This is a genomic window from Ensifer sp. Root558, from assembly GCF_001427045.1.
Classification (GTDB): Bacteria; Pseudomonadota; Alphaproteobacteria; order Rhizobiales; family Rhizobiaceae; genus Ensifer; species Ensifer adhaerens.
Genome location: NZ_LMGC01000007.1, coordinates 60,791 through 85,277 on the forward strand (window position 1 = coordinate 60,791; position 24,487 = coordinate 85,277).

21 protein-coding genes are annotated in these 24,487 nt (G+C 61.6%); 10 read left to right on the forward strand and 11 right to left on the reverse strand.

The window, feature by feature from the left end:
• Positions 1-28: 28 nt before the first annotated feature.
• From ASD63_RS10280 to ASD63_RS10300, 5 genes are all read right to left on the reverse strand, one after another.
• Complete coding sequence (locus ASD63_RS10280) at positions 29-1,075, reverse strand: putative FMN-dependent luciferase-like monooxygenase (protein ID WP_060529208.1); 1,047 nt, start codon at positions 1,073-1,075, stop codon at positions 29-31.
• A gap of 27 nt (positions 1,076-1,102) precedes the next feature.
• Complete coding sequence (locus ASD63_RS10285) at positions 1,103-2,743, reverse strand: ABC transporter ATP-binding protein (RefSeq protein ID WP_060529209.1); 1,641 nt, start codon at positions 2,741-2,743, stop codon at positions 1,103-1,105.
• Positions 2,740-3,621: an ABC transporter permease gene (locus ASD63_RS10290; RefSeq protein ID WP_060529210.1), complete on the reverse strand. Its 882-nt coding sequence runs from the start codon at positions 3,619-3,621 to the stop codon at positions 2,740-2,742. Before ASD63_RS10290 ends, ASD63_RS10285 begins: the two co-directional genes overlap by 4 nt.
• The gene (locus tag ASD63_RS10295; RefSeq protein WP_060521090.1) at positions 3,618-4,562 is read right to left on the reverse strand and encodes an ABC transporter permease; all 945 of its coding nucleotides are present in this window, start codon (positions 4,560-4,562) and stop codon (positions 3,618-3,620) included. Before ASD63_RS10295 ends, ASD63_RS10290 begins: the two co-directional genes overlap by 4 nt.
• A 66-nt stretch (positions 4,563-4,628) precedes the next feature.
• Positions 4,629-6,266, reverse strand: coding sequence for a TIGR04028 family ABC transporter substrate-binding protein (locus ASD63_RS10300; RefSeq protein WP_060529211.1), 1,638 nt, complete (start codon positions 6,264-6,266; stop codon positions 4,629-4,631).
• A 332-nt stretch (positions 6,267-6,598) separates the two neighbouring features.
• On the opposite strand from ASD63_RS10300, the gene galE reads away from it, so the two are divergent.
• On the forward strand, positions 6,599-7,585 hold the full coding sequence (gene galE, locus ASD63_RS10305) for a UDP-glucose 4-epimerase GalE (RefSeq protein WP_060521088.1): 987 nt from the start codon (positions 6,599-6,601) through the stop codon (positions 7,583-7,585).
• A gap of 55 nt (positions 7,586-7,640) precedes the next feature.
• Here galE and ASD63_RS10310 read toward each other — a convergent pair whose 3' ends face one another.
• The 4 genes from ASD63_RS10310 to ASD63_RS10325 all read right to left on the reverse strand — a co-directional run bounded on the left by ASD63_RS10310 (position 7,641) and on the right by ASD63_RS10325 (position 11,963).
• Positions 7,641-8,657 carry an acyltransferase gene (locus ASD63_RS10310; protein WP_060529212.1) on the reverse strand — a complete coding sequence of 339 codons (1,017 nt, stop codon included), beginning with the start codon at positions 8,655-8,657 and terminating at the stop codon, positions 7,641-7,643.
• Complete coding sequence (locus tag ASD63_RS10315; RefSeq protein ID WP_060529213.1) at positions 8,654-9,937, reverse strand: O-antigen ligase; 1,284 nt, start codon at positions 9,935-9,937, stop codon at positions 8,654-8,656. The genes ASD63_RS10310 and ASD63_RS10315 overlap by 4 nt, the downstream gene beginning before the upstream one ends.
• An 8-nt stretch (positions 9,938-9,945) precedes the next feature.
• On the reverse strand, positions 9,946-11,217 hold the full coding sequence (locus ASD63_RS10320; protein ID WP_034797963.1) for a polysaccharide biosynthesis/export family protein: 1,272 nt from the start codon (positions 11,215-11,217) through the stop codon (positions 9,946-9,948).
• A gap of 65 nt (positions 11,218-11,282) precedes the next feature.
• Positions 11,283-11,963, reverse strand: coding sequence for a sugar transferase (locus ASD63_RS10325; RefSeq protein ID WP_034797965.1), 681 nt, complete (start codon positions 11,961-11,963; stop codon positions 11,283-11,285).
• Between the two features lie 752 nt (positions 11,964-12,715).
• Between ASD63_RS10325 and ASD63_RS10330 the strand changes: the two genes are divergently transcribed.
• Together ASD63_RS10330 and ASD63_RS10335 are read left to right on the forward strand one after the other, a co-directional pair.
• Positions 12,716-12,994 carry an exopolysaccharide production repressor protein gene (locus ASD63_RS10330; RefSeq protein WP_060529214.1) on the forward strand — a complete coding sequence of 93 codons (279 nt, stop codon included), beginning with the start codon at positions 12,716-12,718 and terminating at the stop codon, positions 12,992-12,994.
• A gap of 233 nt (positions 12,995-13,227) precedes the next feature.
• Entirely contained in the window at positions 13,228-14,244 is a 1,017-nt protein-coding gene (locus ASD63_RS10335) for a glycosyltransferase family 2 protein (protein WP_060529215.1), read from the forward strand.
• An 88-nt stretch (positions 14,245-14,332) separates the two neighbouring features.
• Here the strand turns inward: ASD63_RS10335 and ASD63_RS10340 are convergent, their stop codons facing one another.
• Both ASD63_RS10340 and ASD63_RS10345 read right to left on the reverse strand, forming a co-directional pair.
• Entirely contained in the window at positions 14,333-15,280 is a 948-nt protein-coding gene (locus ASD63_RS10340; protein ID WP_060529216.1) for a polysaccharide pyruvyl transferase family protein, read from the reverse strand.
• An 86-nt stretch (positions 15,281-15,366) separates the two neighbouring features.
• Positions 15,367-16,332 carry a glycosyltransferase family 2 protein gene (locus tag ASD63_RS10345; RefSeq protein ID WP_060529217.1) on the reverse strand — a complete coding sequence of 322 codons (966 nt, stop codon included), beginning with the start codon at positions 16,330-16,332 and terminating at the stop codon, positions 15,367-15,369.
• Positions 16,333-16,453: 121 nt separating this feature from the next.
• Between ASD63_RS10345 and ASD63_RS10350 the strand changes: the two genes are divergently transcribed.
• The 7 genes from ASD63_RS10350 (at position 16,454) to ASD63_RS10380 (ending at position 24,486) form a co-directional block, all read left to right on the forward strand.
• Positions 16,454-17,938 carry a lipopolysaccharide biosynthesis protein gene (locus tag ASD63_RS10350; RefSeq protein WP_060529218.1) on the forward strand — a complete coding sequence of 495 codons (1,485 nt, stop codon included), beginning with the start codon at positions 16,454-16,456 and terminating at the stop codon, positions 17,936-17,938.
• Positions 17,939-18,346: 408 nt separating this feature from the next.
• Entirely contained in the window at positions 18,347-19,462 is a 1,116-nt protein-coding gene (locus ASD63_RS10355; RefSeq protein ID WP_090297405.1) for an acyltransferase, read from the forward strand.
• Positions 19,459-20,247: a glycoside hydrolase family 16 protein gene (locus ASD63_RS10360; RefSeq protein WP_192445185.1), complete on the forward strand. Its 789-nt coding sequence runs from the start codon at positions 19,459-19,461 to the stop codon at positions 20,245-20,247. Before ASD63_RS10355 ends, ASD63_RS10360 begins: the two co-directional genes overlap by 4 nt.
• Positions 20,248-20,346: 99 nt before the next feature.
• Positions 20,347-21,570, forward strand: coding sequence for a hypothetical protein (locus tag ASD63_RS10365; protein WP_060529244.1), 1,224 nt, complete (start codon positions 20,347-20,349; stop codon positions 21,568-21,570).
• The gene (locus ASD63_RS10370) at positions 21,567-22,547 is read left to right on the forward strand and encodes a glycosyltransferase family 2 protein (RefSeq protein ID WP_060521079.1); all 981 of its coding nucleotides are present in this window, start codon (positions 21,567-21,569) and stop codon (positions 22,545-22,547) included. Before ASD63_RS10365 ends, ASD63_RS10370 begins: the two co-directional genes overlap by 4 nt.
• Positions 22,544-23,470, forward strand: a complete 927-nt coding sequence (locus ASD63_RS10375; protein WP_060529220.1) for a glycosyltransferase family 2 protein — start codon at positions 22,544-22,546, stop codon at positions 23,468-23,470. Before ASD63_RS10370 ends, ASD63_RS10375 begins: the two co-directional genes overlap by 4 nt.
• Positions 23,470-24,486, forward strand: coding sequence for a glycosyltransferase family 2 protein (locus ASD63_RS10380; RefSeq protein WP_060529221.1), 1,017 nt, complete (start codon positions 23,470-23,472; stop codon positions 24,484-24,486). The genes ASD63_RS10375 and ASD63_RS10380 overlap by 1 nt, the downstream gene beginning before the upstream one ends.
• Position 24,487: the final 1 nt, after the last annotated feature.

Consider the following 24,487-nt stretch of genomic DNA (forward strand, 5'->3'; position numbering starts at 1 on the left):
CTTTGAAAAATGGAAGCAGCTGTCCGTTTCAACCGACGGCGCCGAAACGCCGGGCATGGAATTTCTCCTGCGGCGACCAACCGAGCGCCGGAGCGACCTTGGTGGCGATGAGCTCGATGGAGCGCAGAATCAATGGGTGCGGCGGATCAACGGAATGAACCTGGAACACCAGATCGGTGACACGCTCCAGCGTCTCATCTGCGCTGAGACTGGCGATGACGTCGTCAACGGAGCCGACATGCACGTCGAAGGCCGCAATCAGATCGGCAAGTGAATTGCCGGGAACTGTATGACCGCTAGCGATCAGTCGTTCCGCACCCCGTCTCAACCCAACCTCGGCAAGCCGCAACGCTTCGGCGCGGCTGTCGGCAACGAACAGGCTGCGAGAACCGAGGATACGCGGCGCGCGGCCGGAAGGAAGCGCATGCAGATAGGCGTCGATGATCGGGTTTTGCAACGCCGCCAGCGAAGCGTGCGGATTGTCTTCTGGCCGCGGTTGGGTGCGTGACAACATCAGGCCGTCGCCGGCCCGCCCTGCCCGCTCGCCACCCGCCACCGAAAAGGTTGCCTGCCAGATACGGCCGAGGAGTTGCGGCGCTGACGGGTAGAGGCAATCTCCGCCTGGAAGGCCACGACCTGCCCAAGCGTCGAGAACCGTTTGGAGATGCCTGCCGAAGATCGCGCCGCGATCGGCGCTTTCCAAGCCAAAGGCCGTGAAGGAGGACGGCGTGCCGCCGGTCCCGAACCCGACCTCCAGTCGCCCGCCGGAGAGCAGATCGAATACGGCGGCGTCCTCGGCCACCCGGATCGGATTTTCGAGCGGCAGCGTAATGACACCGGTTCCAAGACGGATGCGCGTCGTCTCCGCGGCGACATGGGCAAGGAAAACCAGGGGCGCCGGAAGGCCGCCTTCGTCCGCGTGGAAATGGTGCTGCGCGACCCAGGCCGTGTCGAAGCCGAAACGCTCGGCGGTGACGATCTGCTCCTTTGCGTAGTGGTAGCGGGTGCCCGCCGGAACGTCGTCGAGCAGTCGGGTAAAAAAGCCGAGGCGTTTGCGTGGCGTCGTCTCAATCATGGTCGGTCCTGTCTGTAGTCCGCTGCTTCAGGTCGCAGCCCGGCGGTTGCGTCCGGGAATGGCATTGATCAGCTCACGGGTGTAATCGCTGCGAGGGTTTTCGAAGACGTCGGAAACGGTTCCGCCGTCGACCAGCCGCCCATCCTTCAGAACCGAAACGGTGTCCGAGATCTGACGCACCACGGCGAGGTCGTGGGAAACGAAGAGGTAGGTGAGCCCGAGGTCGCCCTGCAGTTCGTCCAAGAGGTCGAGAATGCGGGCCTGCACGCTGACGTCGAGTGCGGAAACCGCTTCGTCGAGCACAACCAGTTGCGGATCGAGCACGAGCGCCCGGGCGATGGCAACACGCTGGCGCTGGCCGCCGGAAAGCGCATGGGGCCGCCGTGCAAATGCGTCCTCGGGCAAACCGACGCGGCAAAGGATCGCCCTAGCCTTCTCCTCGCGATCAGAACGCAGGAGCCCCGGGTAATTGGTCAGCGGCTCGGTCACGATCTGCAGCACGCTTTGACGCGGGTCCAGCGAGCCGTAGGGATTCTGGTAAACGAGCTGGACTTTGCGGCGGAACTGCCGAAGCCCCTCTCCGGTCAAGCCCGAGACATTGGTGCCGTCGATCTCAATCCGCCCGGCCGTCGGCCTGTCAAAGCCGACGATGTTGCGGATCGTCGTCGTCTTCCCAGAACCGGATTCCCCGACGATCGCATGGGTCGTTCCGCGCCGGACGCGGAAGCTCAGGTCGTCGACGGCGCGTAGCGGGGATCCGCCGTCCTTGCGAACGAATTCGCGGACAAGGCCCTCGACGAGGACGATATCATCCGGAACCTCCGCAACGGGTGGTCGAACCGTTGCCAACCTCGGGGGGGCGGTAAAGGATGGCGCGTCCGAAAGCAGTTGTTTCGTGTAGGGACTGCGTGGTGCGGCCAGAACAGCGCCCGTTGCGCCCTGCTCCTGAATCCGGCCGCCCTGTAGGACGACGATCCGATCGGCCCGGTCGGCGGCAACACCGAGATCGTGGGTCACCAGAAGCACGGCCGTACCATACTCGGTTCGCAACTCGTCGATGAGATCAAGAATGCGCTTCTGGACTGTGACGTCGAGCGCGCTCGTCGGCTCGTCGGCGATGATCAGCTGTGGCTTCAGCGCAATCGCAATCGCAATCAAGACCCTTTGGCGCATGCCGCCCGACAGTTCATGCGGATACTGCCGCGCCCGAAGTGCCGGCTCGCTCAAGCCGACGCGGGCCAGAAGAGAGAGCACCCGGGCCTCGATCTCGTCGGATCGCAGCGCGCCGTGGATACGGAACATCTCGCCGAGTTGCGAGCCGATCGTCTTGACCGGATTGAGCGAACTTCCCGGATCCTGAGGCACGAGGCTGATCCTCGCGCCGCGCACCGTGTCCAGTTGCCGATCCGTCCAGCGGGCAATGTCGGTTCCGTTCAGCTTGATGGTTCCGCGTTCCACTCGGCCATTCGCAGCGAGCAGACCGATGATCGACTGTGCGGTCGTCGTCTTGCCGGAACCGGATTCACCGACAAGGGCCACAACCTCGCCTGGATTGATGCGAAACGAAACGTCATGAACGGCGCGGCGTTCGCCGCTGCTGTCAGCGTAGGCAATGCAAAGATCCTCGACCTCGAGAACGGGGGGAAAAGGTCCAGGTATGACGGTCATGCTGCGGGCCTCCCGAAAGATTGGCTGACGCGATTGGCAGCCAGCACGACGAGGACAACCACGAGGCCGGGCGCGGTGGTCAGCCACCAGGCGGTCGAAATGTAGTTGCGCCCCTCGGCGATCAGCAGCCCCCATTCCGGGGTCGGCGGCGGCGCGCCGTAGCCGAGAAATCCGAGCGTCGAAATCTGCAGTACGGCCGATCCGAATTGCAGCGCGGCAAAGGCGACGACCGAGGTTAAGGAATTCGGCAGAATATGGCGCCACAGAACCGAGGCGAAGGTCCCGCCACTGCCGAAGGCCGCCTCGACATAATCGCTGCGACGCACGCGCACGACTTCCGCCCGCGCCAGCCGGGCAAAGCCTGCGACCGAGGTGACCCCAACAGCGATTGCCGCGTTCACAGTTCCAAAGCCGAGCAGGATAATGATGCTGAGCGAAAGCAGCAGCGGAGGGATCGACAGGAGCACGTCGACAACGCGCATGATCGCATCGTCGAAGCGACGCCGCACCGAACCAGCGACGACGCCGAGACCGGTGCCGACCGCAAGTCCCAGCCCGACGGCGACAAAAGCACCTGTCAGGGAATGAACGGCCCCGTAGACGATGCGCGCATAGAGATCGCGCCCGAGCGCATCGGTTCCGAGCAGATGATCGGCGCTCGGCCGCTGCAACTGCGCGCCACCGACGCCCTCAAGCGGGTTGTAGCCTGTGAAGAACGAGGGGGCGACCGCCCAGAGGAAAACAGAACCGAGGATAAGCCAGGAAAGGGCCAGTCCTACGGGTACACGGCGCAGCCGCGATGCCGCGCCAGAACGCCGCTCGCTCTTTGCCCTTGGCGCCGCAATAGCGTCATCGCGAAGCGTATCGAAGGTCGTCATGCAACGGCTCCCGTTTTGGTCCTGAGGCGTGGGTCGAGCACCGGATAGAGCAGGTCCACAGCGAGATTGATGATCACGAAGGCCAGCGCAGACAGAACGACGATCGCCTGAAGCACGGCTGCGTCCTGGCTGCCCACGGCGCGTTCGGTCAGCCCGCCAATGCCGTTCAGCCCGAAGACGGTCTCGGTCACCACGGCCCCGGCAATCAGTTCGCCGAACAACACGCCGGCAATCGTCAGCGTCGGAAGCAGCGCGTTCTTCGCGACGTGCCGCCAGAGAACCCAAAGGCGAGTGGCGCCCTTTGCCCGCGCCACGGCGACGAAGGGCCGCGTCATCACCTCGTCGATATTGCGAACGAGCACCTGCGCCAGTGGCGCGGAAATCGGCACGGCAAGCGTTGCAACCGGCAGGATCAATTCCTGCCAGGGACCAGGGTTGATGACGGGCACGAGTTTCAGGCGGAAGGAGAAGATCTGGATGAGCATGATGCCGAGCCAGAAGGTCGGGATAGAAATGAAGAGCGACGGAACCGACTGCAGCGCGCCACGCAGCCACGCAAACGGCGCGAGACTGGAGAGGAAAGCGATGACGGTCGCCAGGATCGCAGCTAGCAGGAAGCCTAGCCCCGCGAGCTTCAGCGTTGCCGGCAGATGCGCAGCAAGCAGACTTGAAACCGGAACACCGGCTTGAACCGAGTAGCCGAAGTTGCCGGCCAGGAACTTGCCGATAGTCCGCGCGTATTGCACCGGCACGGAGCTATCGACCGCATAAGAGGCGCGGATTTCGGCGACCTGTTCGGCGGTCAGGCCGAGATCGGGGTTCTGGAACTTAATGAGGATCGCATCGCCGGGCATTGCCTGCAGCAGCACGAAAGAGATCGTGAATGCGGCCCAAAGCACAAACAGAGCCTGAGCAACACGATTGAACAAATAGGCGGACATGATCCGTTCCTCGCAGGCGGATTTCAGAGACGACGGCCACCGACGTTGCGGTGGCCGTCGAACCGATCAATGTTCAGCAAGCCAGGTGCTGTAGAAGCTTGGACGCCCGACGGCCTCGAATGCCACACCCTGGACGTAGGGCGCACCTGCATAGGCCTGCGGCTCCTCGAAGATCGGGATCGCATAGGCTTGATCGACGACGTAATCCTGAACCTCGCCGGCAATCGCGAGGCGCTTCTGGCGATCCGGCTCGGACGCGAGCGCATCGAGCAGACCATTCAGCTTGGTATCGACGAAGCTCTGGACCTTGTCGCTAAGCCCGCCCTTCTGGCGCAGCACATCGCGGTTCTTCGGATAGTACTGGCTCTTGATCACATCGGGATCGGCACGGCCGACCATGGCAGGCGACACCGGCGTCTTCAGCGGATCGAGATCATCCACCGTCTTGCTGCCGCTATCGCCGGCAAGAACGCTCAGCTTGACGCCCACCTTTCCCCACTGCTGCGCGACCAGTTGCAGCGTTTCCTTGTTCTGCGGCTGCGGCAGCGATTCATAAGCCGTCAGCACCAGTTCCTTGCCGTCCTTCTGGCGCAGACCGTTGGCGGCGACCGACCAGCCCGCTTCATCGAGCAGGGCCTTGGCCTTCGCCGGATCAAAAGCGAGCTTGGCCGAGATATCCTTGTAGCCGAGGGCCGACGACGCGATGATCGAGGTTGCCTGCGGATAATTGGCAGAAAACAATGTGGTGACGATTTCCTTGGTGTCGGTCGCATGCAGCAGCGCCTGACGCACCCTGATGTCGGACACCAACGGGTTGTCTGGGCGGAAGACGACACTGTTGTTCACCCCGCGGGTGGAAGGCGCGTAGATCTGATAGTCCTGCGCCTCGACTTGGCCCTCGTCATAGGCCTGGACCTGGCGGATGAAATCCGCCTGCCCTGCGAGCAGTGCACCAATGCGCACGCTGTCTTCACCGGTGATGATGTACTTGATGCCGTCGAGATAGGCGCGGCCCTGGTGTTCGAGTTTGGCCGGGCCCCAATTGTATTCGTCGCGCGCCTTCAGGTTCAGTTCCTTGCCGATCGTCTCGCTCTCGACGACGAATGGGCCGGAGCCGATGATTTTCGTGGCGTCGCCGAGTTCTTCGAAGGGCAGTGCCAGCGTGCTTGCCGCGACCAGGCCCGAACCGATCACGGACGTTCCCTGAAGGAACCCCGGCGACGGCTTCTTGAAGTAGAATTTGACCGTCAGCGGATCGACGACTTCGCTGCGCTCGTAGTTGTTGATGACCTCGGAGACCGGCTGCTTCAGGGCTTTGTTGCCGAGGCCGAAGACGTCGTAGTTCTTGGCAACGGCAGCCGCGTCGAGCGGCGAACCATCGGAGAACGTCACGCCGGGACGGATCTTGAACGTATATTCGGTCGCATTCGCGTTGACCGTCCAGGACTCGGCGATCCAGGGCTCGATCTCGAGTGTCTTCGGGTTCTGATAGGTCAGCTTGTCGGTGATCTGGTTGAGGATGCCACCGTTCGGATAAAAGCCGCCGGCCGGCGGGTAGAGGTTCGTGTGGGCCTGCTGCTCAAGATAGATCAGCGTACCGCCCTTGACCGGATCTGCCGCTTGCGCCTGCGCGTCGCTCAGAGCCAGGCCAGTGGTCGCAAGTGTGGCGAGCGTCAGTGCCAAGCGTTTCAGTTTCGTCGTCATGAGAGCCTTCCTTCAGAAATCTGGAGGCTATGGTACGACTGCGGCCGGCGTAATCAATTAAATCTAGTAAATTAATATGCTATATGTTTTACCCGAACCGAAAGAAGCATCTAGCTCGCCGTCGCCGGGGGAGATAATTGTCCCTTCCCGCATTTTTCCCACCAATTTTGAAGGGCCGGGATCGACGGAAGTGTGGAAAGAAGCCCGCTGGTAACCACCGCCACATACGCGACATGGACACGTGCTTGATTGCGCGCGGCATTGACACCATTGTCGTCATCCGTTGAAAAATCTTGGCAATTTCTCTGAACCTCCCAAGGATCGTAAGCATCATGGAAAGCAATAAAGTCCTCGTCGTCGGCGGTGCCGGCTACATCGGCTCGCATACGTGCCTCGAACTCGCCAACAAGGGTTTCGAGCCTGTCGTTTACGACAACCTTTCGAACGGCCACGAAGAATTCGTCAAATGGGGCGTGCTGGAAAAGGGTGATATCCGCGACCGAAAGCGGCTCGACGAGGTCCTTGCCCGTCACAAGCCACGCGCCATCCTGCATTTTGCCGCGATGATCGAGGTGGGTGAATCGGTGAAAGACCCGGTTTCCTTCTACGACAACAATGTCATCGGCACGCTGACCTTGCTTTCGGCTGCCCTTGCCGCAGGCGTCGAAGCTTTCGTCTTCTCTTCGACCTGCGCCACCTATGGCCTGCCGGAGAGCGTGCCGATCGACGAACAGCACCGCCAGGCGCCGATCAACCCTTACGGCCGGACCAAATGGGTGTGCGAACAGGCACTGAAGGACTACGGGCAGTACAAGGGCCTGCGCTCGGTGATCCTGCGCTACTTCAACGCCGCTGGCGCCGATCCGGAAGGCCGCATCGGCGAGTGGCACGAGCCGGAGACGCATGCCATCCCGCTCGCCATCGACGCGGCCCTCGGCCGACGCCAGAGTTTCAAGATCTTCGGCACGGACTACGACACCCGCGACGGCACCTGCGTGCGCGACTACATCCACGTGCTTGATCTTGCCGACGCCCATGTGCGCGCGGTCGAACACCTGCTTTCGGGCGGCGACAGCGTCGAGCTCAATCTCGGCACAGGCACCGGCACGACCGTCAAGGAACTCTTGACGGCGATTTCCGAGGTTTCGGGACGCGAATTCCAGGTCGATCTCGTCGACCGCCGCGAAGGGGATTCGACCACCCTGGTCGCCAACAACGACAAGGCGCGCGACATTCTCGGCTGGGTTCCGAAATACGGTCTCACCGACATCACGCGCACGGCCTGGAACTGGCATTCCCGTCGTAATCAGGGTGTCTGAGATACAGACCACGTCTGGCGCGGCGGTGATCGCCGCCCCAGACGGCTCCGATTTGTCAGGCCGTGTGCTGCACCGGCCTTGAGAAAAAGCCCGAGCGCAGCCGTGTGGCCAGCGGCTTCTCGATCAGAAGATAGGCGAAAACGCCAAGCGCAGTCCCTGCAATGACCGCCAGCAGCGCCGATGTGAGCAGCCCTATACCCATCATTCCACAAGCCTTGACCACGACCGAAATCGCAAAGGTGTGCCAGAGGTAGATCGAGTAGGATGCGTCGCCGAGCATCATCGGCAGCCTGCTGGGGCGGAACCAGCCCTGCGCTTCGAGCGCCAGCGTTCCCAAGACGAGCATGACGGCCAAAGGCCCGAGGATGAATTCGTCGAAAGGCAGGCGAAGCACGGCGACCGCCGCAAATCCTGAAAACGCGCCGGCGACAAGCATAAGGCCGGACTTTGCGCCGGGCACCCTGCCTCTCAGCCACAACTCGGCGACGACCATGCCTGCCACAAATTCAAGAATAATCGGCCGCGTATAGGTGACGAAGAGCGCGTTGTCGCTGTCGACGGCAAAGCCGATGGCAACCAGCGCCGAGAAACAGCCAGCGATCGCCGGCAACCGGCTCGACCGCGGCAACAGCAGTGTCAAGGCGAAGATCGCATAGAAGAACATCTCGTAGTTCAGCGTCCAACCCTGCACCAGCACTGGCCAGATTTCGCCGCTGCTTGGCGATCGCATGGGAATGAACAGCAGCGAGGAAAGCACATGCGCGTTGCTCAAGACCAGATTGGGAAACAGGCCAACAACGCCGCCGATGACCATGACCGCGGTTGCGAGCCAGTAGATCGGCGCGATCCTCTGGATGCGATCGCGGAGGAAGGCGAGCGGTGACACCGGCCGCCGTTGGCTGATCACCCACATGATGAAGCCGCTGATGACAAAGAAGACGTCGACGCCGGCAGCACCAATTGCGAAGTGGTGCCCGGTGCGCTCGGCGGCATGAAAGACGACGACCCCGAGCGCTGCGACGGCCCGCAGATACTGAATGCCGTAGATCGTTGTCGTCGGGGCGCTGATCATTGATACCTCAGTCGTAGCGGGATCTCCGATACGGCCGGCGCCGGACGATCTTCGACGCTCTGGTGCGTGCGCGCTTCCGGTAAAGTCAGCTTTCCGGCGGCGAAATAGAGCAGGAACGAGCCGATGTGATAGGGGTTCATGATGTCGATTTCGACGAAGGACCGCACCAGCAGAAGCAGCGCTATGCCGAAGAGCACGGAAGATTGCGTGTCATGATCCTGCGTCAACAACCGCTTGGTATGCCCGAGCACGGTTATCAGAAGGATGCCGGACAGAAGCACGAGCCCGATCGCGCCGGTCTCCACCATCGCTTCGATAAAGGTGTTGTGGAAGTGGAAGCCGGAGCGCGTGGCAATATAGAACTCTTCCCACAGGCGTTCGGGCTCCGAGAAGCCCTGGACCCAATAGGCCTGATAGCCGACACCGACCAGCGGTGACGACATCGCCGCCTCGATGCCCTGCTGCCACAGATAGGTCCGTCCGGTTAGGGTGGAATCCTTGCCGAAAAGCCCGAGGACAAGATCGACGCCCCCACCATAGATGGCCGCAACGGCGACCATGACGCCACAGACGGCGGCGGCGAGGAAGAGCCCCTTGCGGTGCGCCGGCGACAATAGTCCGACCAACCGCATGCCCAGCCACAGCCCGATGATGACCACTGTGGTCAACACCGACGTCGCCGATTGCGAGGCAAAAAGTGAATAGGCCGACAGCAACGCGACCAGGCTGGCTGCCGCGAACCACAGGCCGCGTTCGCCAAGCGCGATCGGCGCGACAAAGGCGAAATAGATGCCGAGCGAGGCGTAGAAGCCCAGCTGGTTCTTCGAGGCGAAAGCGCCGACGAAGCTGTAAGTGCCGTCGAGAGGATCGAGGTGGTAGACGCCGAAGAGGAGTGAGTAGACGAGAACGACGCCGGTTCCGGCAATCGCGCCGCGCACCAGGGTCCTGATGTCGACAACCCGCATGGCAATCAGGGCGCAGATCACGTGGGAGAGATACTGTATCCCCGTTCGCGCCGTCATTCCGGGCGCCGCCGACCAGAAGACCGACAGGCAGGCGAAGATCGCAAATCCTAGGATCCAGAGGCGGATTCCGTAGTTGCCGAGCACACGACGGTAATCGACCAGCACCAGCGGCAGCCACAGGCCATAGTAGAGCAGGATCGACGCCTGTCCGAAGCGCGAGGAATAGGCGAAGACGAAGAGCGATAGCGCGATCGCAACAGTGCCATAGACACCATTGCGATCGGGAGAAATCAGGCTCGCCTTCGAAATTTTCACAGCCGTTCCTACTGCGTTGCCAGGTTGGCTTCGACCTTGATCACGTCACCCGGCAATACAGGCGTATTTTCGTCGGCGGAGATCTCCGTCGGCTTTCCGTCGCGCTCGCGCATGATCGAATAGGCGATCGTCGCCTCCGCCGTATTGTCCTTCGACTGCGCGGCTTCGGCCGATTGCAGCAACGCTTCGGCCATCAAGTCGCGGCTGGTGCCGAGCTTGATCGAAAGCGTGTCGAGTTCGGCCTCGGTGTTCTGCAGGTCCTGCGCCAGCTGAGCGTCCCAATCGTTGCGAAGATTGGTTTCGTCCTGGCCCGCCTTGCTGACATCCTGTTTCGCCTTCAGCGAAGCTGTGTCGATGTCGAGAAGGGCGGCCTGCAGTTCGGCTACGCGCTGCTCCAGGGACAGCTTGCGCTGGCTGAGCGCCAGGCCCTTTTCGGCGAGGCTTTCGACCTTCTCGCGGTCTTCAACGACGAGCTCGAGTTGGCGGTTCTGGGTTTCCGTCTTCTTTGCCAGCGACTGGATTTCGCTTTCGAGCAAGGACTTCAGATCGGCGAGCGACTCCAATTGCAGCTTCTGCTTCCTGTCACGCGAGGCCATCAATGCGGTCTCGTTTGCGAGAAGCTTGTCGATACCGGGAACGCCCTGAAGGTCCTTCGGCAGTTCGATGCCATCCTTTTCGGCGATCTCAGCCTGAAGGCGGGCGCGACGGATCAGCAGCCGGTTGCGCTCGGACGTCTGGACGCTCGAATCGCCATGCGCATTTATGTAGTCGCGCGCAAAGCGCTGGCCGCTTTCCGAACGGCGCAACCCGCCGCCAAGGCTTACGGCCTTCAGCACCGTCAGATTGGGGGCAAAAGGATATTCGCCGGGCTTCTGGACCTCGCCTGCGAGGTAAACCGGGCGGTACTGCGCGAGTTCGACGGAGGCGGACGGCCGATCGCGCAGACCGAAGAGCGTCTGCATCTTCTCGCCGATCGCTTCACCAACTTCGGTCGTTGTCTTGCCCGCCGCCGGCAGGTCGCCGATGAAGGGTAAGGATAGAGCACCCGAAGGACCAACGGTGTACTCGCCGCTGACGACTGACCAGTCGCGGACAGCCCCCTCCGCGGTCTGCCATTCGGCCACGCGAATTCTCAGCCTATCCATAGTGCCGAGCTGATACTCATCGGCCCAAGCCGGAAAAGCACAAGTGAGCGCCGCGGCGATGAGAACCGCCCGGCGCAGGAAACGGGGTAGCGTGCGCGGCATGCGCGACTTTCCCGACAGATGATGTTCTCTCATTTGGGCTTCCCGAATGAAGGCGCCTTCCCGCGACCGGTCGCGCGGGCTTTTCAGGCGCTATTTCGTCAGTAGCTGCCGCGCGAAAGGCAAACGGCGGGAATGGTTCTGACAACGATGGAGAAGTCCTTCAGCAGCGACCAGTTCTGGACGTACTGGGTATCGAACGCGATGCGGGTTGCGTAGGATACGTCGTTGCGCCCGCTGATTTGCCAAAGGCCGGTAAGACCGGGTCGGGATTGCAGGTAGTAGACGGCGGCGCTGTCGTAGAGCTCCAGTTCGTCCTCCACCACCGGGCGCGGGCCAACCATGCTCATTTCACCGCGCACGATGTTGACGAGCTGCGGCAGTTCATCAAGGCTTAGTTTGCGCAGGACACTGCCGACGACCGTGACACGCGGGTCGTCCTGCAGTTTGCGCGTCGCGCGCCATTCCTCGTAGGCGGCCGGATTGGCCTTGAGGTAGTCCTGCAGGATCCGGTCCCCATCAGGGCGCATGGTGCGGAACTTAAGGCAACGGAACGACTTGCCGTTGTGGCCGATGCGGCGGTGGCCGTAGAAGATGCTGCCGCCGTCGGAAAACTTGACCAGCGCCATGAGCATCAGGAACAGCGGGCTTAAGAAAACGAGGGCGAGGGAAGCGGCAAGCACGTCGAAGCCACGCTTCGAAACGCCACCCACGGGTGGGATTGCCGCAAACTCTGCGGCACTGAAAAACGGCGAATTGGCCGATCTGGTCGCAGACTTCATAGAGGTGACTCCATTTACGTTTGGCGATTTGTCGGTCTCCCCAGGGGGGCCTACAGCCCACACTGGGGCGCGCTCATCGTGAATAATGAACGTCCGGTAAGGATTTGCTTTTTGAAGGCGAAATAAAGGCGAGTATCCAAGCAGGGGCCAAAATGCGTATATCACCACTTTCGAATATGCAATATTTCTCGTGACAGGCGCTGTTATATTATTGCGAGAAACAGTATCACCTCGCACGTATTCCTGTATTGTTTCTGGCGAGCCAAATTACATTTCCGGAGAAGTGGCGATATCTTCGCAGGCCGATGTTTTCTTTGAGCTTCGGGAGCGTGATTTCCCCTACTCCAAAATTATCGGTCCTCCGTATTTCCCAAATTTTGCTGCATCGCACCAAGTCTTCGCGGCGCACACAAAGACTCGCAACATCATTCAAACTTGTAATAAAAGTTGATCAGCACGTGCGTGTGGCGGCAACCATTGGGCGACGTGGAGACCCTCTCCCGACGGGAGGTGGAAAATCAGCTGCCGAGCGCAGGCTCGCGTCACAATGGCGCTCGAGGTTGATCAACTGATTTTTGATTCGATCGACGCTGCTCGAAACGCGACATAAAGATTTGCCTGTTTCTATGTACCAAAGCGGCGGCTATTGCCGGTTGCAGCCGATGTCCGTCGCCAATATATTAACATTTGCAGAGGAAAGGCCGATTTTGCGATGACGTCTGCAGCGATAGAACCGATTGCGAGCTAGTACCATGTACGCACCACGCGTCTTCGTGAGTATGATCGGCGCCCTGACGGTTTTTGCTGTCGTCACCTATTTCCTCAATGGCTCTCTCACATCCACGCTCATCCAGACGGCGATCTGTGCGGTCCTCATTCAGATCGGCTATTTCCTCGCGGTCGTTTTCCTAATCTGGAGGAAAGCGCGCGAGCGCGGAAAAAAAACGGCTGAAGTGCTGCAATCGGCCAATGACGACAAGCCGGGCGACAAGAGCCACCGCCTGAACCGCCCCGGTCACTTCAATCGTTGACTGCACGGCCGGACAAGCCTGCCTCCCCATTCTTCAAAAAATTCGCCTTTGACGCGGTTGCGACATGATCGCCCTGCATGGTGCGGCCCGTTACGGCAAGATTCCATGCCGGCACTGCATGATCTAGCGGGTCGCCAATGACCCGGCTGCCTCATGCAGCGATCGAGAACTGGTGCAGTCCACTTGGCCCCTAGGCGCCGCGCTGCCCGCGAGACACGATACTGGAGGCCCTCATGACCACAGTCGCCCGGACAGATGTCTGCGTCATCATTGCTGCGAAGAATGCCGAGGCGACGATCGCCCGCGCCGTCGCGTCGGCCCTGGCCGAACCGGAAACCGGCGAAGTGATCGTGGTGGATGACGGCTCCACCGATCAGACCGTCGCCGCGACGCGGTCCGCCGACGATCACAGCGGACGGCTGACGATCGCACGCTTTGAAAGCAATCGCGGTCCTTCAGCAGCGCGCAACCATGCGATTGCCATCAGCCGTGCCCCGGTCCTGGCGATCCTCGACGCCGACGATTTCTTTCTACCGGGCAGGCTCGGCAGGCTGCTCGCAGTAGAGGAGTGGGATTTCATCGCCGACAATATCGCCTTCATGGACGAGGCCGCAGTGACTGGTGCGGCTCCAAGGGTCGATGACTTCCCGCCACGGCCGCGCATTCTCGGCCTCATTGATTTCGTCGAGGGCAATATTTCGCAGCCGGGCGTGAAACGTGGCGAGATCGGCTTCCTGAAGCCGCTGATGCGCCGCCGCTTCCTCGATAAGCATGGCATCCGCTATCAGGAGGCGCTTCGCCTGGGGGAGGATTATGACCTCTATCTTCGCGCACTGGCCAAAGGTGCACGCTACAAGGTCATTCAAAGCTGTGGCTATGCGGCGATCGTGCGCGGCAATTCGTTGAGCGGCAGCCACCGGACCGAGGATCTAAAGCGCCTCTACGAGGCCGACCGCGTCATACTCGCGGCAAACGACCTCGACGGTGAGGCAGCGGCTGCCGTGCGACGGCATGAGCGTCACGTGCGTGGCCGCTACCAGCACCGCCACTTCCTCGACCTCAAGAAAGAGCGCGGCGCAATGGCTGCGATCGGTTACCTCATGCGGCGCCCGGGCGCCGCGCCGGCCGTCACCGCCGGTATCTTCGCCGACAAGACGGAGCGCTTCAGGCCGCGCCAGGATGCGGCACCGGCGGGCGGAGGCGCGGCAGTGCGCTACCTTCTGCCCATCGGCGCGGAGCACGCGCGCTAGCACCACGCGTTGCGGCGTCGGCGCCACGTCGAACCATCGCGAGCGGAATACGCTCCGGCATCTCGTCCGGAGCGCCGTTTGTCACATCCTAGAAGTAGGCGCGCCGTACGGCGGCCAACGCATCCTGGAAGCGTTCCTTGCGTTCGGCGAGCCGGCTGTCGCTGCTCAATTGCGGCTCTGCCCGAGTGGCCTGCCAAAGTGCAAGCGTCGACGGCGCCGCAAGCACCTGCTTGGCCGCGCTGCGCAAGAACGTCTGACGCGGTTCTCTGGCCGCGACGATCACCTCGCCGTCGGCGGATCGCAGGTTCGCAGCCTCCGGCACGGTCTGCGCCTCGAAGCCCATGCCCCAGAAACGTGCGCCCTTGATCATGGCTTCGGTGCGGCTGGAGACCGGAACATGGCGGGGACGGTATTCGACGCCGACGGTTTTTGCCCAGTCGTTCCACTTGAAGCTGTTGATGCTGTCCGACGTCGTCACCGCCACCCAGGGAACGCGGAATGCATCGGCAAGAATCGCCCCATGCATCGATTCGGCGACAATGAACTCCGATTGCGCGATCTCGCGGATCACGCTCTTGGCCTCGCCGCGCGGGTCGATGTAGTGCAGGCCGACGGTGCCGCAGGTGACGGGCCACATACCGGCGATCGCACTTTCCCAATGGGGAATGAAACTGCGCTTGTATAGCTTAGGCAGGTTTCGGAATTCCGGCATGTCGGCGACCATGACCGCGGGATCGACAATACCGCGCTCCGGCGCAAGGCCGATCTTCTCGGCTGTCAACGGCCCGCGCACGCAGCGAAGGTCCCATTCGGCGGCATCCCGCATGTCCGGCAAGCTGCCGTAGCCGAAACCGCTGCCGATAACGAGCTTGCGGACGCCATCAGGCAGAAGCGCGCGGTTGAGCACCGTGCCGACGCCGACGAGGAGGATGTCGTCGTGGACATCGCGAAAACCCGGCAGCAGGAAATCCCAAAGCCAGAGGTTGAGGTCGTCGCCGAAATTGCCGTGCTGAGATTCCCAGTAATAGGGCTTCATGGGCGGTCCCTTCTTTCAAATGCGAGATAGGTTCGATGCCGCGCCTGGCGGGCTTGTTCTTCCTCCAAAAGGAGTTTCTGTCCGGATCAGCGTGAACGGGAAAACTTGCCGACGGCAAGCTCGAATGCGCTTTGCAACAGCTTGGGATCGCGCAGGACCCAACGTGCCAGCAGTCGAAACTGCGGCGACTTCCGCCGCTTCAGCCGGCGCGCCTGGCTCCAGAGCGCCTGACGACGGGCCGTGTGCTGGTAGGACTGGATCGACGCGACGGCCGATGGCTTGCGCGAAAGCCGGTGCTCAAGCGTCTCAAGGGCAACAAAGGTGTTGAACTGCTGCTGCAGGAATTGCGGCGAATCGTTGTCGATCGAGTGGAAGATGTTGATGCCCTCCCCGCGCATGGCACCGGCTGCATCACAAAGCACGACACGATTTGCCGCCAGAATGCAGTCGCAGAAGAACAGCACGTCCTCGGCCGCGAGACGCAGCTCGGCATCAAAGCGCACCGTCTCGAAAAGCCGGCGACCAACCACCATGCAAGACAGGTGCAGGAAGCTCCAGTTCCGCAGCATGACATTGGAAAGATCGGGAATTTCGACGACAAGCGGGCTTTCCTGCAAGCGCACGACCGTATCGCTTGCCTCGAGATCGGCGATGCCGAAATGGTAGTAGAACGCCTCGCCGCCTGTTATCGACGCCCAGTAGCAGTCGGCACCAAAGCGGCTCATGCTGTCGACGGCATTCTGGAGATGATCGGTGGTCCAGATGTCGTCGGAATCGAGGAACGCGGCGAACGCGGCGTCGGCCGGAACGTTGTCGAGCCCGGTGTTGCGCGCGCCGCCTGGACCCTTGTTGTCCTGCCGGATCACCGTCACGCGCGCCCGCTCGCCATCGGCAAGCGGCCTCAACTCCTCGTCGATCGAGTAGGGAGATTGATCGTCTATCACCAGGACATGGAAGTCTTGATAGCTTTGGGCAAAGACGGACGCGAGCGCGCGCCGAAGAATACCCGGCTCCTTCTGGTAGTAGGGAATAATAACAGTCAGCTTCGCCATCTTTTCGCCCCTGCGGTTTCTCTAAAAGAGTATTTCGTGGTCTCCTCCCACCGGGTCGCGACCTCAAATCTAGCGCTTGCCCTTTGTCGGAAATCCTTCAAAGGCATCACGGGATGCTCACATGCCTTCAAACGTAAATGCCAAGTCTGTGACTCGGAACGTCGGCTGGAGCGTCCTTTCAAAGACAGGCACATTCGGGCTGAAGTTTGTCACCGTGCCGATTCTTGCCCGTATCCTGACGCCCGAGGAGTTCGGAACGGTCGCCGTCGCGCTCACCGTCGTGCAGTTTCTGGCGATGATCGGCGGCGCCGGTCTTGCCTCCGCTCTGATCATCCAGCGCGACGAGGACATGGAACTCATCCACTCCGCTTTCTGGGCCAATCTGGTGGTTTCGCTGATGATGGCGCTTGGGCTTTTCGTCTTTGCCGGACCGCTGGCGAGCCTGCTCGGTGCGCCGGAGGCAAGCCATCTGCTCCAGATCATGAGCCTGCTCATCCCGTTGCAGCTTGCCGGCGATGTTGCCTATTCACTGCTTGCCCGGCGGATGAATTTTAGCAAGGACGCGGTCTGGACCATGCTCTCCGAAATCCTCGGCGCGCTCATCGCGGTCGGGGCGGCGCTTCTCGGCTTTGGGGTGTGGTCGCTGCTTGCGCAGCTTTTCGTTTCTGCATTCATCCGTTTGGCCGGTCTCTACGCCGTCTCCGGCTATGTCCCGCGTTTCGTGTTTTCGGCACGGCGCGTACTTTCGCTCTGCCGCTTCAGCTTCGGCATGATGGGCTCCGAGATCGCCAACTTCGTCACCTTCCAATCGCCGATGGTCGTCATCAGCCGTTATCTCGGCCTTTCGGATGCCGGCGCCTATTCGGCGGCGAACCGCTTTTCCAGCATTCCGAACCAGATCGTCCTTTCAGCAGTCATGGGCGTTCTCTTTCCCGCCTTCAGCCATATGGGCGAGGATCGCCAGCGGCGCTCGCAAGCGCTGATGCTCAGCACGCAGGTCACCACCGTGCTGCTCGCGCCGATGATGTTCGGCCTCTGGGCGCTTGCCGAGCCGGCGATGCTCGTGCTCTTCGGACAGCAATGGGCCTCAGCCTGGCCGGTGCTCGGCCTGCTCGCCCTGTCGAAGGGCCTGCTGACACCCTGCAGCACCTACATTCCCTATCTCAAGGGTATCGGCCAGGGCACGACCCTCTTCTGGTGGGCGGTGATCCGGGCAATCGCCACCACTGCCGCCGTCGCCTATGCCGCGATCGGCGGATCGCTCGTCGAAGCGATGATCGCCCTCTGCCTCGTCAACCTAGCGACGCTTGTCGGCTATTCCTGGGTTGTCTTTCGCGCCGACCAGCTGCCCTTCCTGCGCGGGTTCCTGATTTCGGTGAGGCCGCTGGTCTCGGCTTTCATCATGGCTGTCGTCGTAAGGCTGCTGCTGGACCACTACGGCACGCTTCTTCCAAGCGCGGTGCTCCAGGTTCTTGTTGGCGCCGCGATCGGTGCCCTGATCTATCTGGTGTTGGTACTCGTTACCGAACGGTCGCTGCTGGCAAAGCTCACCGATATGGTTCGTTCCCGCGGTGCTTCGAGCTCGGTACCAGCCGCCGCCGAATAACGGCTGGAATAGCGCTAAAGACTGCCCCACCCTTGCCGCATTTCGGCGAGGAATGAGATCCGCGGCATTGTCTCAACTGAAAAACAGAAGAAAAAGCGCACAACTTTTCGGCGTTACATATGCGCATTAACAAGCAGAAGCATCAGAAAATCAGCGGCCGTTAATATTCCGCAACTGACGCCCTCGTCATGGTTTTTTCCCAGTCCAAGTGCGGGGATAGGCCTATTTTCCTAGTATTGCCGCGATTTCTAATGCTGCGCCGCAGCAAACCAAGGCCGATTCGTTTGCTGCGGCGCCATATTTTGATCCGTGCCCGAGCCTAATCTTCTGGGTGCGGGCTCTGGTCTGCTCTGTTGAAACGGCCGCTTCTAAACGCGCTGCCAGATGGGGGTGACGGATATCGTTGATGTGAACGCGAATATCTCCTCGCGGATCAATCTGATGCGCATCGTGCTGATCTCAGGCATTGTCTTTGTGCATGTGCCTTATGATCCGGCGACCAGTCCGTATGTCGGCACCTATGGCGGCATCGACTGGTTGCGCATTTTCTTGGGCGACAGCCTCTTCCGTGTCGGCGTCCCCTGCCTCAGCGCAATTTCCGGTTATCTCCTATTCCGTCGCGGTCTCGAAAATTTCGACTATGGCCGGACGCTGAAGACCAAGGCTCGGACGGTACTTTTGCCATTCCTGTTGTGGAACCTGGCGTTTCTCGCGCTGGTTTTCGTCGCGCAGAGCAAGGACATCAGTTCGGGCTATTTGCCGGAGGTCATCGGAGCCAGCCCCAGAGAGTGGCTGAGCTTTGCCTTCGCGCTCGAGGATCTACCAATCAATCTGCCGCTCTATTTTCTGCGCGACCTCCTGCTTTGTATCGTTCTTTCGCCAGCGCTCGCCTGGCTGATCAAGCGCTATCCGGCACAGACGCTCGCCGTCCTCTTCGCCTATGCGGTGCTGCCCGTTCCGAACGGCATCTTTTTGAAGAAGTCGATCCTCTTCGGGTTTAGCGCCGGCATCTACATGAGCCTGCATCGCATCGATGTCCGCAGCTTCGATCGCTTTTCCTGGCCGATTACCATCGCGTTCCTGAGCGCAGCCGTGCTCCTGTCCATCCTGCTCTATCAGTTTGGCCCGAATTTTCCGGTGTGGCTCGAGATGCTGCGCAGCCTGATAGCGATTTCCGGCATCGTCGGTTCCTGGGCGGTTTCGGCACTTCTCGTGCGGACAAACATCGGCGCTCAGCTTTCGCGCGGCAGCGGTCTCAGCTTCTGGATCTTCTGCACGCACTTTCCGCTACTCGTGCTCTTCTGGATGATCTGGAACCGCTCGGACATCGGCTACTACCCGGCGTTTTACTGCGCGGTTCCGCTCATAACAATCGCCTTCCTCGCCGGCGCCTACGCTCTTTCCGCGCGCTGGCTGCCAGCCCTCACCGCCATTCTCACCGGCAGCCGGACCGGCTCCGCCCGCGACATGCGTGCGCGGACAGGGGCTGTTCGCGCCGGTCCCTCCCCCCAGCAAAGGACCTGACCATGAGATCGAAACGACCTCACCGCCTCGCCCTGCTCACCCTTGTCGCCGTCGGCCTTGCCGGTCCGGCCATGGCCGAAGAGACCACGACGGGTGCGTCTTTCATCGACAACTTCGATACACTCGACACCGCCGTCTGGTACGTCTCGGACGGCTGGAACAATGGCGCGCATCAGAACTGCACCTGGTCGAAGAAACAGGCGAAGGTCGTCAACGGCATCGCCGAACTGACGTTTGCCGAAGGAAAACTCGGCGAGCGCAATTACGCCTGCGGCGAAATTCAGACGCGCAAGCGCTTCAGCTATGGCACCTACGAGGCGCGGATCAAGACGGCCGACGGCTCGGGGCTCAACTCCGCCTTCTTCACCTATATCGGTCCGGCCGACAAAAAGCCGCATGACGAGATCGATTTCGAAGTGCTCGGCAAGAACCCGGCAAAGGTCCAGATCAATCAATACGTCTCCGCCAAGGGCGGCAACGAGAAGCTGGTCGACGTGCCGGGCGGCGCCAACCAGGGCTTCAACGACTACGCTTTCGTCTGGGAGAAGGAGCGTATTCGCTATTACGTAAATGGCGAACTGGTCCACGAGGTCACCGACCCAGCAAAGATCCCGCCCAATCCGCAAAAGATTTTCTTCAGCCTTTGGGGAACCGATACCCTGACGGATTGGATGGGCGCCTTTGCCTACAAGGGTCCCTCGATGATGCAGGTCGACCGGGTCGCCTTCACCGCGCCGGGAGACGAGTGCCAGTTCCCCGAGTCGATTGCCTGCAAAATAAACTAGCCGACGATCGGGAGCCGCGTCGGTGGGCGTGGCTCTCGCCGCTGCAAGGCGCAAAATTTGAACCATGTCCGGCGCAGCCGGACAGAAAACTGGATGTTCATGCTGCAGATACTTTACTTCGCCCAGGATCTTGCCGACCCCGCCGTTCGCCGACGCGTGCTGATGTTGCTTACCGGCGGAGCAAAGGTGACGCTTGCCGGGTTCAGGCGCGACGCAAACCCGCTCGCGGCGATCGAGGGCATCGTCCCTGTCGAGCTCGGCAACACCCATGACGGCCGGTTCGTCCAGCGCGTCGGTGCGATCGCGAAGAGCTGTCTCTCGCTGAAGCAGGCGCTGCGCGGCGTCGAACGTCCAGACCTGATCATAGCCCGCAATCTCGACATGCTGGCTATCGCCAGGAAGGCCGTCAGCCTCTTCGGGGGCGACGTCCCAATCGTCTACGAATGCCTCGACATTCACCGCCTACTCCTTTCCCCCGGCATCGCTGGCAAGGCGTTGCGGACAAGCGAGCGCCTGCTCGGCCGTGACGCGCGCCTTTTGATCACCAGTTCTCCCGCCTTCGTCGAGAACTATTTCCGCCCGTTATCGGGTATCTCGGCACCGACCATGATGCTTGAGAACAAAGTGCTCGAGCTCGACGAAACCGATGCGCGACCATCGGTGACCGCTGCCGCCGCACCGACACATGGCCCATGGCGGATTGGCTGGTTCGGTGCTCTGCGCTGCCGCAAATCACTTGCGCTGCTGGCGGCCTTCTCGCGCCGCATGGAGGGTCGCTTCGAGATCGTGCTGCGCGGCCGGCCGGCCTATCGCGAGTTCGACGATTTCGACGGCTTCATCCGCAACGAACCTTTCATGACGTTCCACGGCCCCTATCGCAGCCCGGAAGAGCTTGGCGCGATCTACTCCGACGTGCACTTCACCTGGGCGATCGACTTCTTCGAGGAAGGTCAGAACTCCAAATGGCTGCTGCCGAACCGGCTCTATGAAGGCTGCCGCTTCGGGCGGGTGCCGATTGCGCTTCGCGGCACCGAGACCGCGCGGTTTCTGGCCATACGTGGCCTTGGCGTGCTTATCGAAGAAGCTGATGCCGACGCGCTTGCCGCACTCATGGCGTCGATGACCTCCGAGATTTACGACGCCACTTCCCGGCGGATCGCGGCCTGCGCGCCGGAAACCTGGATCTTCAATCGCAGCGATTGCGAGGGCCTCGTGCGCCGTCTGTCGGCCGTCACGTCCGCCGCTCCGCCGCGCATCGCGCTGGACTTCCCGCAAGCACATCAAAACACCTCAACGCCCCAAAACGAAGGTGGATTGTCATGAGCATACGTGTCCTCATCGTCATTCCCTGCCTCAACGAGGCGGAACATCTGCAGGGCCTCGCCGAAGCCTTGCTACCCGCGGCAAGGCGCCTCAACGGCGCCATCCTGATCGCCGACGGCGGCAGCACCGACGGCACCCGTGAGATCGCGGCGCGTCTCGCCGAGAAGGATCCGGCCGTGCTGGTGCTCGACAATCCGAAACGCATCCAGAGTGCTGCGATCAATCTCGCCGTCGCACGCCATGGCACCGATTTCGATTATATGATCCGCATCGACGCGCACGGCACCTATCCGGATGACTATTGCGAGCGCCTCGTCGAGGAGGCTCTTCTGACCGGCGCGGACTCCGTCGTCGTCGCCATGCAGACGGTTGGCTTCACGCCCTTCCAGAAGGCCACGGCCTACGCCCAGAATTCCAAGCTCGGCAATGGCGGCGCCAAGCACCGTCTCGGCGCGGCGAGCCACTGGGCCGATCACGGTCACCATGCACTGATGCGCATTTCCGCCTTCCAGGCGATCGGCGGCTACGACGAGATCTTCAGCCACAACGAAGACGCGGAGTTCGACTATCGCTTCCGCCAGGCGGGCTATCGCATCTGGATGACCGACCGGACCAGCATGGTCTACTACCCCCGCGCCAAGGTCGGGCCGCTCTTCCGCCAGTACTTCGCCTATGGGCGCGGACGCGCGCGCAATGTGTTGAAGCATCGCGCCTGGCCGAGCCTCAGGCAGTTGCTGCCGCTTGCCGTCGCTCCGGTCGCTGTCGGCGCACTGCTCGCGGTCGTCAGCTGGCTTGCGGTCGTTCCGGTCGTGCTCTGGGCTGTGGCCTGCATCGGCTACGGCATGTGGATGGCGCTCGGCCAGAAGAACCCCTACGGCCCGCTCGCGGCCATCTCGGCAATGGTCATGCATTTTGCCTGGTCGGCCGGCTTCTGGCGGGAATTGCTCACCACGCGTAACCGGAGGGTGGCACCATGACCAACACCGTCGCCCGGACACAGATCGACATAGCGGTGTGCACGTTTCGCCGGCCGGAGCTTGCAGAAACGCTGCATTCCCTCGCGCTCATCACCGTGCCTGCCGATGTGGCGATCCGCATTATCGTCGCCGACAACGACGTGACGCCGAGTGCGCAGGCGCTCGTCAACCAGATGCGCCCGACCATGCCTTGCCAGATCCTCTACGTGCATTGCCCGGCGTCGAACATTTCCATCGCCCGCAACGCCTGTCTCGACAACAGCACCGGGCACTATCTCGCCTTCGTCGACGACGACGAGACGGTGTCGAGGACCTGGCTCGTGCAATTGCTCGATACCGCCCTAACGACCGGCGCCGATGTCGTGCTCGGCCCGGTTCGTGCCGAATACACGCTGTCTGCCCCGAACTGGATGCGCCGCGGCGATTTTCATTCAACCCGGCCGGTCTGGGTCGATGGCGAGATCCGCACGGGCTACACCTGCAATGTTCTGATCGATCTCACTCGCCCGGTCGTCTTCAACAGGCGGTTCAATCTGGCGCTCGGGCAGACAGGCGGTGAGGATACGGAGTTCTTCCGCCACATGCATGCGGATGGTGGGCGTCTGGCCTATGCGCCCGATGCGCTGGTCTTCGAACCGGTACCGGAGAAACGCGCGCGACTTGCCTGGCTTGCAAAGCGTCGTTTCCGTTCCGGCCAAACCCATGGCCGGCTCTTGAGTGAACCGGGCCAAGCCGGCAGCCGAGTTGCCGAAATCGTCCGCGCGACGGCGAAATCAGGCTATTGCGCCATCGCAAGTCTTATGCTGCTCGGATCGCCGGTCGCTCGCTCGCGCTACGCGCTGCGCGCAATCATGCATGCGGGCGTCGTCAGCGGCCTCATTGGTGTGCGCGAACTCCAGCAATACGGAGCGGCGACCGCTTGATGACGCAACGCGCCCCCGACGTCAGCTTCGTCATCGCGGCCTATAATGCTGCCGACACGATCCGACGCTCCATCGACAGTGCGCTTGCGCAGACGGGCGTCGACGTCGAGGTGATCGTCGTCGACGATTGCTCAAAGGACGAGACCTGTGCGGTCGTCGAAGAACTCGCTGATCCGCGCGTGCGGCTGCTGCGACTTGCCGAGAACCGCGGGCCCGGCGGCGCGCGCAATACCGGCCTCGAAGCGGCCCGTGGCGACTGGATCGCCATTCTTGACGCGGACGACACGGTTAGCCCTCAGCGGCTGTCGCGCATGATCGGCCTTGCTTCCTCGACCGAAGCTTCGATTGTGGTCGACAACATCGACGTCCTCAATCTCGATGGGCGGCTGGAGCGCATGTTTCCCGAAGCCGAGCTTGAGCGCCGTCGGACGCTGACGCTTGCGGCCTTCATCGGTTCCAACGTGCTTTTCCGCTCCACCTTCAATTTCGGCTACATGAAGCCGATCTTTGAGCGCCGGTTTCTGAACGAACATCGCTTGCGCTTCGAGGAAACGATCCGCATCGGCGAGGACTACATCCTGCTCGCCTCGGCGCTTGCCCATGGCGGCCGATGCGTCATCGATCCCTCGGCCGGCTATTGCTATCACATCCGCGAGGGCTCGATTTCGCGCGTGCTCGAACTGCGCCACATCGACGCGATGATGACGGCCGACCGGGAATTCCTTGCCAGGCACACGCTCGATGCCGAGGCGCTAGCGATGCAGCGCCGGCGCGACAAAAGCCTCGTCGAGGCGCACGCCTTCCTTCGCCTTGTCGAACACCTGAAATCCAAATCGTTGGCCGGAGCCACCCAGGTGGCTCTGACCAACCCCAGAGCGCTTCGGCACCTCAGAATGCCGATCGCCGTGCGATTGCGCCGGCTACTTGCGCCAATCGCACGCATGAAGCCTGCCACCTCGACGGTGGCGGCCGAACGACCCACCTCGGGCGAAAGCCCACACGTAAGTAAAGGATAAG

Coding starts and splice junctions, on each gene's coding strand:
- ASD63_RS10345 (WP_060529217.1), bottom strand. CDS start 16,332: ATGGCGAAGCTGACTGTTATTATTCCCTACTACCAGAAGGAGCCGGGT.
- ASD63_RS10290 (WP_060529210.1), bottom strand. CDS start 3,621: ATGACGACCTTCGATACGCTTCGCGATGACGCTATTGCGGCGCCAAGG.
- ASD63_RS10330 (WP_060529214.1), top strand. CDS start 12,716: ATGTACGCACCACGCGTCTTCGTGAGTATGATCGGCGCCCTGACGGTT.
- ASD63_RS10380 (WP_060529221.1), top strand. CDS start 23,470: ATGACGCAACGCGCCCCCGACGTCAGCTTCGTCATCGCGGCCTATAAT.
- ASD63_RS10300 (WP_060529211.1), bottom strand. CDS start 6,266: ATGACGACGAAACTGAAACGCTTGGCACTGACGCTCGCCACACTTGCG.
- ASD63_RS10350 (WP_060529218.1), top strand. CDS start 16,454: ATGCCTTCAAACGTAAATGCCAAGTCTGTGACTCGGAACGTCGGCTGG.
- ASD63_RS10325 (WP_034797965.1), bottom strand. CDS start 11,963: ATGAAGTCTGCGACCAGATCGGCCAATTCGCCGTTTTTCAGTGCCGCA.
- ASD63_RS10340 (WP_060529216.1), bottom strand. CDS start 15,280: ATGAAGCCCTATTACTGGGAATCTCAGCACGGCAATTTCGGCGACGAC.
- ASD63_RS10310 (WP_060529212.1), bottom strand. CDS start 8,657: ATGATCAGCGCCCCGACGACAACGATCTACGGCATTCAGTATCTGCGG.
- ASD63_RS10335 (WP_060529215.1), top strand. CDS start 13,228: ATGACCACAGTCGCCCGGACAGATGTCTGCGTCATCATTGCTGCGAAG.
- ASD63_RS10285 (WP_060529209.1), bottom strand. CDS start 2,743: ATGACCGTCATACCTGGACCTTTTCCCCCCGTTCTCGAGGTCGAGGAT.
- ASD63_RS10280 (WP_060529208.1), bottom strand. CDS start 1,075: ATGATTGAGACGACGCCACGCAAACGCCTCGGCTTTTTTACCCGACTG.
- ASD63_RS10375 (WP_060529220.1), top strand. CDS start 22,544: ATGACCAACACCGTCGCCCGGACACAGATCGACATAGCGGTGTGCACG.
- ASD63_RS10320 (WP_034797963.1), bottom strand. CDS start 11,217: ATGAGAGAACATCATCTGTCGGGAAAGTCGCGCATGCCGCGCACGCTA.
- ASD63_RS10370 (WP_060521079.1), top strand. CDS start 21,567: ATGAGCATACGTGTCCTCATCGTCATTCCCTGCCTCAACGAGGCGGAA.
- galE (WP_060521088.1), top strand. CDS start 6,599: ATGGAAAGCAATAAAGTCCTCGTCGTCGGCGGTGCCGGCTACATCGGC.
- ASD63_RS10365 (WP_060529244.1), top strand. CDS start 20,347: ATGCTGCAGATACTTTACTTCGCCCAGGATCTTGCCGACCCCGCCGTT.
- ASD63_RS10295 (WP_060521090.1), bottom strand. CDS start 4,562: ATGTCCGCCTATTTGTTCAATCGTGTTGCTCAGGCTCTGTTTGTGCTT.